This window comes from Neisseria sp. GT4A_CT1 (assembly GCF_000227275.1).
GTDB lineage: Bacteria > Pseudomonadota > Gammaproteobacteria > Burkholderiales > Neisseriaceae > Neisseria.
Genome location: NZ_JH164965.1, coordinates 295,821 through 313,156, shown reverse-complemented (window position 1 = coordinate 313,156; position 17,336 = coordinate 295,821). Strand labels below are relative to the sequence as shown.

Sequence of the window (17,336 nt, the reverse complement as noted above, 5' to 3'; positions counted from 1 at the left end):
TTCAATACCATTAATAAAAATTGATATTTCTTCTAATGGCTGATATTTATGATGACCATCTACTATATTTTTATATGAGAGTCAATGTGTGATTCATCATTAATCCAATAATTTCTGAATATAAAAATCTCACTAGCATCTTGTTTATGTACCGCAAAAGTTGGTAAAGGTTCATCTCCTAAAATAATAGTTTGTACACCTTCCACAGATAAAACAGATAAATAGTTATGCTGAGAACAAGCTAAAGAATAATGCTCTTCTGGTTTTAAATCTACACAGCCCTGCCATATATTGGCATCTGATTTTGGTAACATGACTAATGGGCCACCATAAGTGCTAATATTATGCGTTTTAAAAAAATTCATTAAAAAACCTTTATGTATTAAAAATTTAAATTTTATCTAGCTAAAGTTACTTCAAGCAAAAACTATATTCGAGACTTTTGTAATAATATAAGTTACATAAGTTTATGCTCAATGCCATTTCCAAAATGAAAAATTTCTCTTACTTTTCCTAATGTTGGCTCAATATCAGAAGGTTTTTATTCGATTAAAAATTTTTTAGCAAATTTTTATGTGTCAAATTTCGTTAACAGACTATTTTTGCAAAGGTCTCAGGTGATGTCTTAACAAAATTTCTGTGTTATTTCGTCTGCGTAAGAAGGGCTGCATAGCTGTATGGATATTTGGATTTATTCGTTAAGCCGATTTTGGCAGTTTTGAATGAAAAAGGTCGTCTGAAAACCTTATCTTCCGTTTTCAGACGACCTTTGATGCGATGGCTGCCGCTTACAGCACTGATTTCACAGCATTCACCACATTTTCCACGGTAAAGCCGAATTCTTTGAACAGCAGTTCGGCAGGGGCGGATTCGCCGAAGCGGTTGATGCCGACGACTGCGCCGTTCAGTCCGACGTATTTGTACCAGCCGTCGGCGTGTCCGGCTTCTACGGCGATGCGCGGCAGGCCTTCGGGCAGGATGGCGGCTTGATAGGCGGTGTCTTGGCGGTCGAATACGTTGGTGGACGGCATGGACACGACGCGCACGGCGATGTTTTGCGCGGCGAGGGCTTTTTGCGCTTCCAAAGCCAGTTCGACTTCGGAACCGGTGGCAATGATGACGGCTTGGGCGTTGCCTTGGGATTCGCTGATGACGTAGCCGCCGCGTTTGATGTCGTTCAGTTGTTGTTCGTTGCGCGCTTGGAATTTCAGGTTTTGACGGCTGAAAATCAGGCAGGACGGATGGTCTTCGGCTTTTACCGCTTCCGCCCATGCCAACAGCGATTCGGCGGTGTCGCACGGACGCCATACGTCCATGTTCGGAATCAGGCGCAGGGTGGCGGTTTGCTCGATGGGTTGGTGGGTCGGGCCGTCTTCGCCGAGGCCGATGGAATCGTGGGTGAAGACGAAGACGGGGTTGATTTTCATCAGCGCCGCCATGCGCAGGGCGTTGCGTTCGTATTCGCTGAACATCAGGAAAGTCGCGCCGAAGGGTTTCACGCCGCCATGCAGGGCAAGGCCGTTCATGATGGCACCCATGCCGAACTCGCGCACACCGTAGTGGATGTAGTTGCCGCCTTTGTCGCGGGTAACGGAGACGCTGCCCGACCAGTCGGTCAGGTTGGACGGAGTCAGGTCGGCTGAACCGCCCACCAGTTCGGGCAGCTCTTTAGCGAGGATTTCGATGCTGTTTTGGCTGGCTTTGCGGGTGGCGATGGTTTCGGCTTTGGCGCACACTTCTTTCAATGCGGCTTGAACGTATGCATCGAAATTGTCCGGCAGTTTTTTATCCATGCGGCGCACGAATTCTGCGGCTTCGGCAGGATATTTGGCTTGGTATTGCGCGAACAGCTCGTTCCATTCCTCTTCCAATTTTGCGCCTTGTTCTTTCGCGCTCCATGCGTCGTAGATTTCTTGCGGAATTTCAAAGGCGGGGTAAGCCCAGCCCAGATGTTTGCGCGTGGCTTCGATTTCGTCCGCGCCCAAAGGTGCGCCATGGGTTTTGTGGCTACCTTCTTTGTTGGCGCTGCCTTTGCCGATTAAGGTTTTGCAGCAGATGAGGGACGGTTTGCCGGTTTCTGCACGGGCGGCTTCGATGGCGGCTTGAATGGCGGCGGTGTCGTGGCCGTTTACGTTGGGAACAACGTGCCAGCCGTAGCTTTCAAAGCGTTGCGGGATGTTTTCGGTAAACCAGCCGTCCACTTTGCCGTCGATGGAAATATTGTTGTCATCATATAAAACAATCAGTTTGCCCAAGCCCAAAGTGCCGGCGAGCGAACAGGCTTCGTGCGATACGCCTTCCATCAGGCAGCCGTCGCCCATGAAGACGTAAGTGTAGTGATCGACGATGTTCAAACCGTCTTTATTAAATTCGGCGGCCAGGATTTTTTCCGCCAATGCCATACCCACCGCGTTGGCAATGCCTTGTCCCAACGGGCCGGTCGTGGTTTCCACGCCATCGGTGTAGCCGTATTCGGGGTGGCCGGGGGTTTTGCTGTGCAGTTGGCGGAAGTTTTTCAAGTCTTCAATGCTCAGGTTGTAGCCGGTCAGGTGCAGCAGGCTGTACAACAGCATGGACGCGTGGCCGTTGGAGAGGATGAAGCGGTCGCGGTTGTAGAATTTGGGGTTGGCAGGGTTGTGACGCAGGAATTTCGTCCACAATACTTCCGCCATTTCCGCCATACCCATGGGTGCGCCGGGGTGGCCGGAATTTGCTTTTTGAACGGCATCGGCCGAGAGGAAACGGATTGCGTTTGCCAGTTGAGACATTTTGTACCTTCCTTGCTGTATTGGTTTGAAACGGTAACGGTAAAGAAAATCCCGTTGATTATCGCCCGATTCGGGCAGGCTTTCAAGGATGCGGGCGTCTTTCAGACGACCTTTCCGCCTATCGGAAGGACAACTTCAAACCGGTACGGCATCGGTTTCGCGTTGTCCTGTTTTAAAAGTTGTCCGCATAAGGGGTCGTCTGAAACAGGCAAAGCAGATGAGATTAACTGTTATTCCGTTTTGAAACAGTAGTTTATAAATTTTTATCAGAGATATAGCGATTCGCTATAAGCATAGCGTCATCGGTTATATGCAACTGCTTGAATATCGCCGATTTCGGACTCGGACAACAGAAAAATCAAAACGGGTGGCATATAAAAGCCAAGTAGGGCTTTTTGCTTTGGTCAAGTTCAAATGATATGATTCCGACGCATATAAAAGGTCGTCTGAAAAACCAATCAAACCAGTAATCAGAATAAAAGACCTGCGCGCAAACACACGAAGGAACACTGAAAAATGTCAACAGAAAACCAAGCCGAAAACGCTGTGTCAGAAGAAAAAAACGCTGCCTCGAAAGAGCAGTCCGAGAAACCGGCAAAAACCGCTCCTCCCAAACCCTCAAAACCCAAATCCAGCGTCATCCAAATCCATCCCGAAGGCGAACGCATCCATCCGAAAAAAGCGGAAGGGCGGTTCGCCAAATTGCGTATAGCCGCCGTATTGGCGACGCAGTTTGTGTTTTATGTGATTCCGTGGTTCAACTGGAGCGACCGTCAGGCGGTACTCTTCAATATCCCGGACCGGCATTTCTTCATTTTCGGGCTGTCGTTGGGTATGGGCGACTTGATTTACCTTGCCCTGCTGCTGATGATTTGCGCCTTCGGGCTGTTTTGGTGGACGACGATTGCCGGACGCTTGTGGTGCGGTTATTCCTGCCCACAGACGGTTTACACCGAAATCATGCTGTGGATCGACAACTTGGTCGAAGGCGACCGCAACAAACGCCTGAAGCTGGAAAAATCGCCGTGGAATTTCACTAAAATCCGCATTAAGGCAACTAAAGCCCTGCTGATTTTCCTTGTCTGCGCGTGGACAGGCATTACCTTTGCGGGCTGGTTTGTCCCGATCCGCCAGTTCGTTCCCGATTTGTTTGCCGGAGCGGCGGGCGGCGGCGCGATGCTTGCCGCAGCGTTTTACGGCTTCATGACCTTCTTCTTTGCCCACGTTATGCGTGAGAAAGTGTGCCTGCATATGTGTCCGTATGCACGCTTCCAAAGCGCGATGTTCGATAAAGACACGCTGATTATTTCTTACGATACCGAACGCGGCGAACCGCGCGGCGCACGCAAGAAAACCGCCAATAAAGAAGACAGCGGGTTGGGTGACTGCATCAACTGCACCATGTGCGTACAGGTCTGTCCCGTCGGTATCGATATCCGCGACGGTTTGCAATACCAATGTATCGGCTGTGCGGCGTGTATTGATGCCTGCGACGAAATCATGGATAAAATGGGTTATCCACGAGGACTGATACGCTATACGACCGAAGGCGCGTTGGAACACGAATATCCTGAAAGCGACATCAAAAAACGCTTGAAACGTCCGCGTGTGGCGGGATACGGCGCTGTTTTGCTGGTGGTTATTATTGCTTTCTTGGTCGGACTTTCCACCCGTAAAATGGTCGAAGTCGATATTTTGAAAGACCGCGGCGTGATGGTGCGCGAAAACAGCAAAGGTTGGCTGGAAAACGCATACAACCTGCGCATTATCAACAATAGTGAAAACGAACAAGTGATGACTGCGGCAGTCAAAGGCTTTGAAGAAATTGCCCTGACCGGATTGCCGGAAGGCGGCGTGAAAATCGCACCGCGCCAAACGTTGACCATCCCTGTCCAAGTTTCCACCATTCCCGAATACGCCGACAAGGGCAGCCATCCGATTGAGTTTACCTTCACTTATCGCGAAACCGGCAAAGCAGATGGCAAACCCACTATCTTGGAAGAAGAAGCAACCTTTATCGGAGAATAAAACGTGTCCGAGCAAAAACAAGTCAAACCTTGGTACAAACACATTTGGCCGTGGGTGTTGATGGCGGGGCCTATTTTCGTCGTGATTGCCAGTGTCGCCATGTTCTTCGTCGCCAAAGAACATGCAACCGATTTGGTAACGGACGACTATTACAAAGACGGCAAACACATCGACATTCAGCTTCACCGAGATGAAGAGGCAGTGAAGCGGCATATGCAGGTGCAAGTGCTGATCAGTCCGGATAAGGATGCGGCCAAAGTGTTTGTCAGCGGGGAATTCGATCCCAAACAGCCTTTGAATCTCCTTTTGATGCACCCGACTAAAAAATCGGAAGACCAAACCGTCAAACTGCACCCCGTCAGTGCGGAAATCCAAAACGGCCGTATGGAGTATGAAGCGACTTTCAAACCCCTGCCGCCGACCAACCACTGGTATCTGCGCGTGGAAGATACCTCGGGCGTTTGGCGGGTGGAGGATAAATGGATAGTCAGTCAAGGCAATGCAATCAATCTGACCCCTATGAACAAACTGTTTGAGAACGCCAATCAGAAGCCGAAAGATTCAGGACAATAGTTTGACAGGCTCAAAAGGTCGTCTGAAAAATTTCAGACGACCTTCATGCTGTAAGGTTTGTGATGATGTTGGTGCAAATAAAGCGGGTAGGATAGGGCAATATCGGTTTAAACGTAGCTGCATGACTGATAAGGCAGAATAACCGCTTTCAGACGACCCCGGTCGTCATGAAAGTAACAAGGACAAGGTATGAGCAAACGCTGGCGTAGGCTGACGGACAATGAAATCAAAATGGCAAAGCTGATTTTTGCCGACAGCATTGATTACGCCCGCGTCAAAATCTATCAAGGCATTCCTTGCCTGCCGACCATGCAGGTTGCCGTTTCGCCCAACGGGAACATCTATTTCCCGCGCAATAACTGCCCTGACGACTTCGTCCTCGCTTCCGAGTCCCATCAAATATGGATGATTCATGAATTGACCCATGTTTGGCAGTACCAGCAAGGATTTAAAACCTGGTTGGGCGGATTGTTTTTGTTCGTCAGCGGAGGCTACCGCCGCCGCCGTGCCTATCTCTATCCCAATCTGTCCGATATTTATCATTTTGGTATGCTGAATATGGAGCAGCAGGCGGATTTATTGGCGCATTATTACGCGTCGTGTTATCTAAAAGGCAACATATACAACGCCCAAAATCAAACCTTTCAAAAGATTTTAAAGTCGTTTATCGACGACCCGTGCCAAAAAGAATGGCTGCCTCAATGCAGGTTTTATCGAAAAAACAAACGGACTTGAAGGCTTTTGCTGTCTGAAAGATGGTTAAAACATATGCTTTCAGACAGACAAGTCCGTTATAATAGGCAAATTAACTATCATAACCACATCAAAGGTAAATCATGCCTTGGAACATACCGATTTTTCTGACTTGGATGCGCGTTTTGCTGATTCCGGTCTTTACTTTGCTGTTTTTCCTGCCAAAAGGGTGGATTGCACCGGAAACCGTCAATTGGACTGCCGCTATCATTTTCGCACTCGCAGCCGTAACCGATTGGTTTGACGGATTTTTAGCAAGGCTTTGGAAGCAAACCTCCGATTTCGGCGCATTCCTCGATCCCGTTGCGGATAAATTGATGGTAGCGACCGCATTATTGCTGCTGGTCAGCCTTGGCCGTACTTATGTTATTTTTGCCATTATCATCATCGGCAGGGAAATTACCATTTCCGCCTTGAGGGAATGGATGGCGCAAATGGGCAGACGCAGCAGCGTTGCCGTTGCCACGATCGGCAAATTTAAAACCGCCGCGCAAATGGTTGCCATATTTTTATTGCTCTTAGCCTCCAATCGATTTGACAATATTTTTTACCTGACAGGTAACATATTGATGTTTATCGCATCTGTATTAACCCTCTGGTCAATGTTTTATTATCTGAAAATGGCGTGGCAGGAAATCAAATAAAAAATAAAACAAACCCCTTGACGACAAGTTTTAAATCCATAATAATTGCGTCTTCTTCAGAAACAGCAGCAAGAAACAGACATTCGGCGGGAATAGCTCAGTTGGTAGAGCGCAACCTTGCCAAGGTTGAGGTCGCGAGTTCGAGACTCGTTTCCCGCTCCAAACGAATCCTGTCTTAAGTTGCTATAAAGTTTCTCCGATGCGGGAATAGCTCAGTTGGTAGAGCGCAACCTTGCCAAGGTTGAGGTCGCGAGTTCGAGACTCGTTTCCCGCTCCACAGTTTAATTTCAGATGTGTCCCATGCGGGAATAGCTCAGTTGGTAGAGCGCAACCTTGCCAAGGTTGAGGTCGCGAGTTCGAGACTCGTTTCCCGCTCCATCCTTCAGGCATATTTGGATATGCGGGAATAGCTCAGTTGGTAGAGCGCAACCTTGCCAAGGTTGAGGTCGCGAGTTCGAGACTCGTTTCCCGCTCCAGTTTGAACACTACCTGGTAGTTTGTTTGGCGAGATAGCAAAGTGGTAATGCAGCGGATTGCAAATCCGTGGACGCCGGTTCGATTCCGACTCTCGCCTCCACTCATTTCATGGCGGGGTGGCAGAGTGTTTATGCTATAAGGGGTGCAACCCTTATATAGGCCGGTTCAAATCCGCGCCCCCGCCTCCAAATTTCAATATAAAACAGTCTGCGCCCGGATGGTGAAATAGGTAGACACAACGGACTTAAAATCCGTCGGCCCTAAACCGGCCGTGCCGGTTCGATTCCGGCTCCGGGCACCAATAAATCTATGAATTTATTGAATAATCTAAGACTCTAAATTACCAAAAGACAGCTTATAATTCAGGCTGTCTTTTTGCTTTGTGTCCAATTTGTGTCCAACTTGCGATCTTTACACAATGTAATTGCATGAAATCAAATACCTAAGGAAAAGCCCTGAAAACCGGATAAGTTTTCAGGGCTTAATTTTATATTCTACACTTGTTTACACGCTAAAGGCTTGAAAAATAAAATGTAGTTTTAAGTAATAACTGTTCTCATTGATGTAAGTCAAAAAAATATCGGGTAAACGTTCACATCTTCGCCAATCGTTACACTTCATAGAGCTAAAGTGCTATTCTGCAAAGGTAAATTTCTTCTACCTATAAATTCTATCTGACAAATTAGGAGCTTGATATGTCAACCGATGTACAGCAACGCCCTGCCGCTTGGGAAGGTTTTGTCGGCGGTAATTGGGAAACCAATGTCGACGTGCGCGATTTTATTCAGAAAAACTACACGCCTTATGAAGGCGATGCGTCTTTCCTCGCGCCTGCGACCGAGGCGACGACCAAACTGTGGGCGGAAGTGATGGAAGGCATCAAAGTCGAAAACCGCACACACGAACCTTACAAAATCGACGCGCAAGTCGTGTCCGGCATTACCAGCCATGCACCGGGCTATATCGATAAAGATTTGGAAACCATCGTCGGCCTGCAAACAGACGAGCCTCTGAAACGCTCGATCATGCCGTTCGGCGGTTTGAAAATGGTACAAGACGCGTGCAAAGTGTACAACGTCGAGTTGAACCCCGAAGTCAGCGAAATCTTTACCAAATACCGTAAAACCCACAACCAAGGCGTGTTTGACGTTTATACGCCCGACATCCGCCGTTGCCGCAAATCCGGTGTGATCACCGGTTTGCCGGATGCTTACGGTCGTGGTCGCATCATCGGCGACTACCGCCGTGTGGCATTGTACGGTATCGACTTCTTGATGAAAGACAAACTCAACCAGTTCAACTCGCTGCAAGCCGATTTGGAAAACGGCGTGGATTTGGAAGAAGTTATCCGCCGCCGCGAAGAAATCAACGAACAATACAAAGCCTTGGGTCAAATGAAAGAAATGGCAGCCTCTTACGGCTACGACATTTCCGGTCCTGCGAGAAATGCACAAGAAGCCATCCAATGGACTTACTTCGGCTACCTTGCCGCCGTTAAATCGCAAAACGGCGCCGCCATGTCGTTCGGTCGCGTGTCTTCATTCTTGGATATCTACATCGAGCGCGACCTGAAAAACGGCGTAATTACCGAAACCCAAGCGCAAGAATTTATCGACCATTTGGTGATGAAACTGCGTATGGTTCGTTTCCTGCGTACGCCCGAATACGACCAACTCTTCTCCGGCGACCCGATTTGGGCAACCGAATCCATCGGCGGTATGGGTTTAGACGGCCGCACGCTGGTAACCCGCACCAACTTCCGCGTGCTGCACACCCTGTACAACATGGGTCCATCTCCCGAACCGAATATCACCGTGTTGTGGTCCGAACAACTGCCGCAAGGCTTTAAAGAATTTTGCGCCAAAGTGTCCATCGACACCTCGTCCATCCAATACGAAAACGACGATTTGATGCGTCCGGACTTCAACAGCGACGACTACGCCATTGCCTGCTGTGTCAGCCCGATGGTGGTCGGTAAACAAATGCAGTTCTTCGGCGCACGCGCCAACTTGGCGAAAACCCTGCTGTACGCAATCAACGGCGGCGTGGACGAAAAATCCAAAGACCAAGTCGGTCCGAAAACCGAACCGATTATGGACGAAGTCTTGGACTACGACACTGTCTTTGCGCGCATGGACAAATTCATGGATTGGCTGGCAACCCAATACGTTACCGCGCTGAACATCATCCATTACATGCACGACAAATACAGCTACGAAGCCGCGCTGATGGCGCTGCACGACCGCGACGTGAAACGCACTATGGCCTGCGGTATCGCCGGTTTGTCTGTGGCCGCCGACTCACTGTCCGCCATCAAATACGCCAAAGTCAAACCGATTCGCGATGAAAACGGTATTGCCGTCGACTTTGAAATCGAAGGCGAATATCCGCAGTTCGGTAACAACGACGACCGCGTGGACGATATTGCCTGCGACTTGGTAGAACGCTTCATGAAAAAAGTGGCAACCCACAAAACTTACCGCAACGCAACGCCGACCCAGTCCGTGTTGACCATTACCTCCAACGTCGTGTACGGCAAAAAAACTGGCAACACGCCGGACGGCCGCCGCGCAGGCGCACCGTTCGGTCCGGGTGCCAACCCGATGCACGGCCGCGATGTCAACGGCGCCGTCGCTTCGCTGACCTCCGTAGCCAAACTGCCGTTCGAGTTTGCCAAAGACGGTATTTCCTACACCTTCTCCATCGTGCCGGGCGCATTGGGCAAAGACGAAAACTCCCGCGAACGCAACCTCGCAGGCCTGATGGACGGCTACTTCCACCACGAAGAAGGAGAGGTGGAAGGCGGCCAACACCTGAACGTCAACGTATTGACCCGCGAAACGCTGGAAGACGCGATGAACAATCCGGACAAATATCCGCAACTGACCATCCGCGTGTCCGGTTACGCCGTACGCTTCAACTCGCTGACCCGCGAACAGCAGCTTGACGTGATTACCCGTACCTTTACACAAACCATGTAAAGCAAAGGGTTTACAGTAAACCAAGCCGGGGGACGGATTATCCGGAACCCGGCTTGATTTTGCCTGAAGCAATGGTTTGATAATATCAAAATCCAGTGGATTAACTTTAAATCAAGACGACCGAAAACAGTACAATAGAGCTATCACTAAAACGCGTTTACCTATTCCAAAACAGCCCATAAACTTCTCACAACAGGGAACGCAATGCCCGCATATTAATCCAATAAGAAGAACCCTCTGCAACACAAAAACAAGTTTTCAGACGACCCCAATATCCGGTACATCAGACACCATGCAGACATCCATCGCCATCAACCCCGAAACACCCGCCCCCGCCAAAGACCTCGGACACCGCCATTACAACGGCAAAGGCATCGTCCATTCCGTAGAATCCTGCGGCGCGGTGGACGGTCCCGGATTGCGCTACGTCCTCTTCCTGCAAGGCTGCCTCATGCGCTGCCTCTACTGCCACAACCGCGACACATGGGACTTGCACACCGAACAAGCCCAAGAAATGACCGTGCCCGAAGTCATGAAGCAAGTCATGTCCTACCGCCACTACCTGCGCGCCACAGGCGGCGGCGTTACCGCCACAGGCGGCGAACCGCTCCTGCAATACGAATTCGTGCGCGACTGGTTCACCGCCTGCCGCGAACACGACATCCACACCTGCCTCGACAGCAACGGCTACGCCCTGCATTACGATTCCATCCTCGACGACCTGCTCGACCATACCAACCTCGTCATGCTCGATTTAAAACAAATCGACCCCGAAATCCACAAAGTCCTCGTCGGCATCCCCAACACCAAAACCCTCAAATTTGCCCACTACCTCGCCGAACGCAAACAGCCCGCACGCGTCCGCTACGTCGTCGTCCCAGGCTATACCGACGACGACCGTTCCGCCCACCTGCTCGGCGAATTTATCGCCGATATGGACAATATCGAAATGGTCGAACTCCTTCCTTATCACGAACTGGGCGTGCACAAATGGGCATTGTGCGGCGACACCTACAAACTCACCGGCGTACATCCGCCTCCCAAAGAAACCATCCTCAAAATCAAATCGATTTTGGAAAGCTACGGCAAAAACATTATTTATTGAGTTCCAATCCAAAAAGGTCGTCTGAAAATGAAATATTCGCTTTCAGACGACCTTTTCGCCGTTCATCCCATTTGTTGCAGCCCATTGCATCAATCAGTTACCATATAAATCTATTGTCATTTTAAACCTTCAGTCGCAATCTTTGGGCTACGTTGAGACAACGCGGTACGGGTTCAAACTTGGGCTGTTAGACCATTCTTAATCTTTAAAAATTAACTTAGAAAAGAGCAGTATGATGAAAAAGTTTTTATCTGTGTTTTTACTTTTTATACCCTTGTCAGCCTATTCAGGGACATATCGAGTAAACAAAACAGGTCTATTGCTTCAGACAAAGCATTTGAAAAATGGAAATATACAGTTTGATATATATAACCCGCGGAATTCAGGGAAAAATTCTTTGGTGCAGGGCGTGGCAAAATTAAAATCAGGGGATTCGGAAATTAATACAGATGAAGAAACGGGTGTGGGTTATGATGTAGATGAATATATTCATGATAAAAATCAATGCTTCATATCGATACGCCTAGATGTAGAAAAAGGTAAGAAAGGCTCGTTAAAGACCTCATGTCCGAAACAAAATGAATTAAGACATCTTAATCTTCCAATTTTGAAAATTAAGTAGGCGTAACCAGTGGCAGGGTTGAAACCCACCATTTAAAAAGGTCGTCTGAAAACCTGAAAACCCTGTTTCAGGTTTTCAGACGACCTTTCGTCTTTATTTTTCGTTTTGTTTGTACCAGTTGATGAATTCGTCCGGTTTGGCGAAACCGAGCAAGGGGTCGCTGCGGCGGCCATCGGCGTGGATGGCGAATATGCCCGGCGGGCCGTAGATTCCGTATTCTTTGTAGAGTGCCTGATGTTCGGGCGTGTTGGCGGTTACGTCGATTTGGAAGAAGCGGTCCATATCGACGGCTTCATGCACTTGCGGCTGGTTGAGCGTGTAGTTTGCCATTTCTTTGCAGGAAATACACCAGTCGGCGTAGAAATCCAAAACGACGGGTTTGTCGGGGTTGGCTTTCAATGCGGCGTCCATGGCGGCTTTGAGTTCGGCGACGTCGGTGAACATTTTGCCGTGGTCGGTGGTTTTGCCTGCTTCGGACGGGGGAGAGAGCGTCAGGAAGTGGTGCAGGGCGGTGGTTTGTTTGTTTGCGCTTTGCCAGCCGAACCATGCGCCGCCGATGATGAGCAGGAAGCCTAAAACGGAGGAGGCGGTTTTCAGACGACCTTTTTGTTTGCCGGATTTAACCAGCAACATGACGGCAGGGACGATCATGAGCAGGGTGTAAAGCGCGACAACGAGGTAGTAGGGCAGGTGCGGTGTGGCGAGATAGACGGCTACGGCAAGCAGGATGAAGCCGAAGGCGTATTTGATGCCGTTCATCCAGTCGCCTGCTTTGGGCAGGACGTGGCCGCCGAATGTGCCGATGAGGATCAGTGGAACGCCGGTGCCGAGTGCCAAGACATACAACGCCAGTCCGCCCAAAACGGCATCGCCGGTTTGTCCGATATAGCCCAAGGCGAATCCGAGCGGTGGGGCGACGCAGGGGCCGACGATCAGCGCGGAGAGTATGCCCATGACGAAGACGGAGAAGATTTTGCCGCCGGAGAGTTTGCTGCTTTGGTTTTGGAAATAGGATTGGACGGCGTTGGGCAGTTGGATGTTGAAGAGTCCGAACATGGAAAGCGCGAGGACGACCATCAGGCCTGCGGCGGCAAGGACGACCCATGCCTGTTGCAGCCATACGGTCAGTAGCGCACCCGTCAGGCCTGCGATGACGCCGACCAGCGTGTAGGTCAGTGCCAAACCTTGCACATACGCTACGGACAGCGCGAAGGCGCGGCCTTTGCCGGCGGTTTTATCGCCGACGATGATGCTGGAAACAATCGGCAAAAGCGGATACATACAGGCGGTAAAGCTCAAGAATACCCCTGCGGTAAAAAACGCCAACAGGTTGGCGTTTAATGTGTCCCACGATAATTTGAAGCGGCTGCTGTCGTCGTTTTGCGAGGCTTTAGGCGTGGCGGCGGGGGATGGTTTGGCGGAATCGGGTTGCAGGAAGCGGTCTTTGGCGGATATGGGTCCGTCGCTTTGCGGCTGGTACAGGCCGTTGCCATTAATCTCGAAAGACGTGTCCACGGGCGGGTAACATACGCCGGCTTCGGCACAACCTTGATAAGTCAGCGTCAGCTTGTAGGTCGGCGCGGATTTTTTGTAAGGCCAGTTGACCTGAGCAGCGCGGTGGAACACGGTTTGTTTGCCAAAAAACTCATCTTCTTTGGCTTCGCCTTTGCTGAAAACCGGTTCGCCCAATACGCCTTCAGGCGCAGTGGCGGCGACGATTTTCGATTGGTACATATAGTAGCCGTCGGCGATTTTGAATTCGACGTTGATGCCTTTGTCGGTAACGTTCACTTGCGGCACAAACGCTTTTTCAGGCGGCAGCAAATCGTCGGCATTCACAGCAAACGCGCTGGAACACAGGGCAAAAAAGGCGGTAAAGAAGTAAAGGAGTTTTTTCATGGCGTCTTCTCGGTGGAAGGGTTGAACAGGCGCATTATAAACGCAGCAGCCGTTTATAGGCCTTAATTTATATTAAAAGCAGCGATTGTTTTTTATAGTGGATTAACTTTAAACCAGTACGGCGTTGCCTCGCCTTAGCTCAAAGAGAACGATTCTCTAAGGTGCTGAAGCACCAAGTGAATCGGTTCCGTACTATCTGTACTGTCTGCGGCTTCGTCGCCTTGTCCTGATTTAAAGTTAATCCACTATATCGTTGCGAGGGGGGATTATCGGACTGCTTGATAGATGATGCCCGTCGGATTGTCTCTTTTTCATAGTCGATTGGAACGGGAAAGGTCGTCTGAAAACTGATTTTCCGGTTTTCAGACGACCTTTTCGATTTTTTGCTTGTTTAAGGATAAGCAATATAAGCGTAAGCCGAGTGGTTGTGTATCGATTCGAAGTTTTCGCTTTCGATGATGAAGCTTTCGATGCGTCCGTCCGCAATCAGCGCAGTGGCTACGTCGCGCACCATGTCTTCCACGAATTTCGGGTTTTCATAGGCTTTTTCGGTAACGTATTTTTCGTCGGGGCGTTTGAGCAGGCCGTAAAGCTGGCAGCTTGCCTGCGCTTCCACGCAGTCGATGATTTCCTCGATACCGACTTCGGCGTTGGCGGTCAGGCTGACGGTAACGTGTGAACGTTGGTTGTGCGCGCCGTATTGGGAAATTTCTTTGGAACACGGACACAAAGAGGTTACGGGCACCATGACTTTCAAATTATGGCTGTATGCGCCGTTTTTGATTTCGCCCGTCAGGGTAACGTCGTAGTCCAGCAGGGATTGGATGCCGGAAACAGGTGCGGATTTTTTGCGGAAGAAGGGGAAGGAAACGCTGATTTTGCCGGAATGAGAGTTTAAAAGGGCAACCATTTCGGCAGTCAGTTTGTGCAGCCTGTCGAAATCCAAAGCCTCGGTTTGTTGCTCCATCAACGCCACGAAGCGCGACATATGCGTGCCTTTTTGGTCGGCGGGCAGGAAAACCGTCATGGTCAGGCGGGCGACGGTGGATTGGCTGCCTTCGGCGGTATTTAAAGTAATCGGAAAGCGCAGGTCTTTAATACCGACCTGGTTAATCGGCAGATTGCGTAAATCTCGGCTGGATTGCACGTCTGCAATGGCGTTCATGCGTTGTTTGTCCTTAATTGTCGGATTGTTGGGGTGTGTGTCGTTTGGAAACGGATTCATGCCGTCCGTTTTGCAAATGCGAGATTATATCACTTGCAAACCGTGTCCGCATTGATTGTTTCTATTTTTCGGATAGTGATAAAATCCTGAATTATTCATATCTTTATAAGGTTGAACCGAGATGAAATTCGCCACCAAAGCCATCCATTCCAGCTACGATTGCGACGAACACAACCGCGCGCTGATGCCGCCGATTTATCAGAACAGTATGTTCGCGCTGCACGAAATCGGCGAGCAGGTTCCCTACCGCTATTCGCGCCTGAGCAATCCGACCCGTCAGGTTTTGGAAGACACGGTTGCCGATTTGGAACGCGGGGCGGCGGGTTTTGCCTTTTCCAGCGGCATGGCGGGCATTGATGCCGTGTGGCGTACCTTCCTGCGTCCGGGCGATACCATCGTTGCCGTCGCCGATATTTACGGCGGCGCGTATGACTTGCTGGTTGACGTATATAAAGCGTGGGGCGTAAACGTCGTCTTTGCCGATTTGGGCAACCCCGACCGCTTGGACGAACTGCTTGCCGCGCACAAGGTGAAACTGGTTTGGCTGGAGACCCCGTCCAATCCGCTTTTGAGATTGGTAGACATCAAAGCGCTTGCCGCCAAAGCCCACGCCGCCGGCGCATTAGTCGGTATCGACAACACCTTCGCCACGCCGTATCTGCAACAGCCGTTGGAAATGGGCTGCGACATCGTGTTCCACTCCGCCACCAAATACCTTTGCGGACACTCCGACGTATTGATGGGCATCGTCGCTGTCAAAACCAAAGAACTGGCGAAACCTCTGCACGACATGATGGTGCATACCGGCGCGATTGCCGGCCCGATGGACTGCTGGCTGGTGTTGCGCGGCATCAAAACGCTCGCCTTGCGCATGGAAGCGCACTGCAAAAACGCGCTCGACATCGCCCGCCGCCTCGAAGCCCATCCCGCCGTAGAAAAAGTGTTCTACCCCGGCTTACCGTCGCACGAACATTACGAACTGGCGAAAACCCAAATGCCCAAAGGCATAGGCGGCGTGGTAACGGTTTACCTCAAAAACGACACGCGCGAAGCGGCAAACAGCGTGATTAAAAACATGAAACTGGTCAAAATGGCGTCCAGCCTCGGCGGTGTCGAAAGTCTGATCAACCATTGCTATTCCCAGTCCCACAGCGGCGTACCACACGACGTGAAAATGGAAATGGGCATCAAAGTCGGCCTGCTGCGCTTCTCCATCGGCATCGAAGACGCGGACGATATTTGGAACGATATTTCCAAGGCTTTGGATTCGACGCTGTAAGATAAAGAGGTCGTCTGAAAAGTGCGTAGCGGGTTTCGCTGAAGCGGTTTCAGACGACCTTTTAGCTGATCCCACGTTAGAAAGGCAAAATCATGAAAACCCTGATCCCCACCCTTATGACCGCAATCATTCTGACCGCCTGTACTTCGCCTGCTGAAAAACCGCAGCCGTCCCAACCTGTCACGTCGTCTGAAAAACCATCCGAACCCCGTCAAGCGTCAACGCCGGCTTTGGCAGCGAAATGGTTTGTGGTTTCTTTCGACAAATTCACCGAAAAAGATTTGGCGGGCAGAACCGCTTTTTTTGGATTTGAGCAAAATGCCCAAGGCGCATGGCAAGATGGGTTGCAATCATTTGACGCTTCAAGCGAAGGAAGCCGGAGCGGGCAAAATTGATTTTGGTCCGATTGCCACGACGATGATGCTGTGTGAAGACATGAAGCTGGAAGAGGCTTTCTTGAACATGAAAAGCGTGTGGAACTATCGTTTCGACGGCAATGATTTGATTTTGGAGCAAAACGGCAAAACCATGCGCCTGCGCCGTCAGCCGTAAAATTTGAATTTCAGTTCCGCTTCAAGGTCGTCTGAAAACCGGACAATCAGGTTTTCAGACGACCTTTCGTCAAGCGAACGGGTATAATATAGTGGATTAAATTTAAATCAGGACAAGGCGACGAAGCCGCAGACAGTACAGATAGTACGGAACCGATTCACTTGGTGCTTCAGCACCTTAGAGAATCGTTCTCTTTGAGCTAAGGCGAGGTAACGCCGTACTGGTTTAAAGTTAATCTACTATACCTTCCATTTTCCATCCCGCACACACAAGGAATCCCATTATGGCAGCCTCGCCCGAAGCCAAGTTTACCGAAGAAAAAGTCTTGTGGATTAAACACTATACGCCCAAACTGATGACTTTTGCCATCAGCCGCCCTGAATCCTACCGCTTCTCGGCGGGGCAGTTTTCGCGGCTCGGTTTTCGCGAC

Annotated in this window: 12 protein-coding genes, 7 tRNA genes and 3 pseudogenes; 17 read left to right on the top strand and 5 right to left on the bottom strand. The window is 50.1% G+C overall.

Features of this window, described 5'->3' with window-relative positions; translation table 11 throughout:
• Window positions 1-62: 62 nt before the first annotated feature.
• Window positions 63-365 (bottom strand): Imm21 family immunity protein, encoded by a 303-nt coding sequence (locus HMPREF1028_RS15120; protein ID WP_009311557.1) that lies wholly within the window; start codon window positions 363-365, stop codon window positions 63-65.
• 423 nt (window positions 366-788) lie between these two features.
• Window positions 789-2,768 carry a transketolase gene (gene tkt / locus HMPREF1028_RS04120; RefSeq protein WP_009311556.1) on the bottom strand — a complete coding sequence of 660 codons (1,980 nt, stop codon included), beginning with the start codon at window positions 2,766-2,768 and terminating at the stop codon, window positions 789-791.
• A 516-nt stretch (window positions 2,769-3,284) separates the two neighbouring features.
• On the opposite strand from tkt, the gene ccoG reads away from it, so the two are divergent.
• From ccoG to HMPREF1028_RS04055, 14 genes are all read left to right on the top strand, one after another.
• Window positions 3,285-4,796, top strand: coding sequence for a cytochrome c oxidase accessory protein CcoG (ccoG, locus tag HMPREF1028_RS04115; protein WP_009311555.1), 1,512 nt, complete (start codon window positions 3,285-3,287; stop codon window positions 4,794-4,796).
• A 3-nt stretch (window positions 4,797-4,799) separates the two neighbouring features.
• On the top strand, window positions 4,800-5,369 hold the full coding sequence (locus tag HMPREF1028_RS04110; RefSeq protein ID WP_003744335.1) for a FixH family protein: 570 nt from the start codon (window positions 4,800-4,802) through the stop codon (window positions 5,367-5,369).
• 189 nt (window positions 5,370-5,558) lie between these two features.
• The gene (locus HMPREF1028_RS04105) at window positions 5,559-6,104 is read left to right on the top strand and encodes a hypothetical protein (protein WP_009311554.1); all 546 of its coding nucleotides are present in this window, start codon (window positions 5,559-5,561) and stop codon (window positions 6,102-6,104) included.
• A gap of 101 nt (window positions 6,105-6,205) precedes the next feature.
• Window positions 6,206-6,766, top strand: a complete 561-nt coding sequence (gene pgsA, locus HMPREF1028_RS04100) for a CDP-diacylglycerol--glycerol-3-phosphate 3-phosphatidyltransferase (RefSeq protein ID WP_003744331.1) — start codon at window positions 6,206-6,208, stop codon at window positions 6,764-6,766.
• An 86-nt stretch (window positions 6,767-6,852) separates the two neighbouring features.
• Window positions 6,853-6,928, top strand: a tRNA-Gly gene (locus tag HMPREF1028_RS04095).
• A 39-nt stretch (window positions 6,929-6,967) separates the two neighbouring features.
• Window positions 6,968-7,043: transfer RNA gene (locus HMPREF1028_RS04090), tRNA-Gly, on the top strand.
• Between the two features lie 25 nt (window positions 7,044-7,068).
• A tRNA-Gly gene (locus tag HMPREF1028_RS04085) sits at window positions 7,069-7,144 on the top strand.
• A 22-nt stretch (window positions 7,145-7,166) separates the two neighbouring features.
• A tRNA-Gly gene (locus HMPREF1028_RS04080) sits at window positions 7,167-7,242 on the top strand.
• Window positions 7,243-7,269: 27 nt separating this feature from the next.
• Window positions 7,270-7,343: transfer RNA gene (locus HMPREF1028_RS04075), tRNA-Cys, on the top strand.
• 10 nt (window positions 7,344-7,353) lie between these two features.
• Window positions 7,354-7,431, top strand: a tRNA-Cys gene (locus tag HMPREF1028_RS14510).
• A 23-nt stretch (window positions 7,432-7,454) separates the two neighbouring features.
• Window positions 7,455-7,544 (top strand) — tRNA-Leu (locus tag HMPREF1028_RS04070).
• Window positions 7,545-7,938: 394 nt separating this feature from the next.
• Window positions 7,939-10,224, top strand: coding sequence for a formate C-acetyltransferase (pflB, locus tag HMPREF1028_RS04065; RefSeq protein ID WP_009311551.1), 2,286 nt, complete (start codon window positions 7,939-7,941; stop codon window positions 10,222-10,224).
• 292 nt (window positions 10,225-10,516) lie between these two features.
• Window positions 10,517-11,329, top strand: coding sequence for a pyruvate formate lyase 1-activating protein (gene pflA, locus HMPREF1028_RS04060; RefSeq protein ID WP_009311550.1), 813 nt, complete (start codon window positions 10,517-10,519; stop codon window positions 11,327-11,329).
• A 232-nt stretch (window positions 11,330-11,561) separates the two neighbouring features.
• Window positions 11,562-11,951, top strand: coding sequence for a hypothetical protein (locus HMPREF1028_RS04055; protein WP_036529069.1), 390 nt, complete (start codon window positions 11,562-11,564; stop codon window positions 11,949-11,951).
• Window positions 11,952-12,044: 93 nt separating this feature from the next.
• Here the strand turns inward: HMPREF1028_RS04055 and dsbD are convergent, their stop codons facing one another.
• From dsbD to folE2, 3 genes and pseudogenes are all read right to left on the bottom strand, one after another.
• Window positions 12,045-13,850: a protein-disulfide reductase DsbD gene (gene dsbD / locus HMPREF1028_RS04050; RefSeq protein WP_009311548.1), complete on the bottom strand. Its 1,806-nt coding sequence runs from the start codon at window positions 13,848-13,850 to the stop codon at window positions 12,045-12,047.
• A 187-nt stretch (window positions 13,851-14,037) separates the two neighbouring features.
• Window positions 14,038-14,103, bottom strand: a pseudogene (locus HMPREF1028_RS15365) (transposase); the annotation flags it as partial.
• Window positions 14,104-14,241: 138 nt separating this feature from the next.
• Entirely contained in the window at window positions 14,242-15,015 is a 774-nt protein-coding gene (folE2, locus tag HMPREF1028_RS04045) for a GTP cyclohydrolase FolE2 (protein WP_009311546.1), read from the bottom strand.
• A 181-nt stretch (window positions 15,016-15,196) separates the two neighbouring features.
• Here folE2 and HMPREF1028_RS04040 point away from each other — a divergent pair, with 181 nt between their 5' ends.
• The 3 genes and pseudogenes from HMPREF1028_RS04040 to HMPREF1028_RS04030 all read left to right on the top strand — a co-directional run.
• Complete coding sequence (locus tag HMPREF1028_RS04040; protein WP_009311544.1) at window positions 15,197-16,354, top strand: PLP-dependent aspartate aminotransferase family protein; 1,158 nt, start codon at window positions 15,197-15,199, stop codon at window positions 16,352-16,354.
• Window positions 16,355-16,446: 92 nt separating this feature from the next.
• A pseudogene (locus tag HMPREF1028_RS15785) lies at window positions 16,447-16,906 on the top strand (META domain-containing protein).
• Between the two features lie 283 nt (window positions 16,907-17,189).
• Window positions 17,190-17,336, top strand: a pseudogene (locus HMPREF1028_RS04030) (ferredoxin--NADP reductase); the annotation flags it as partial.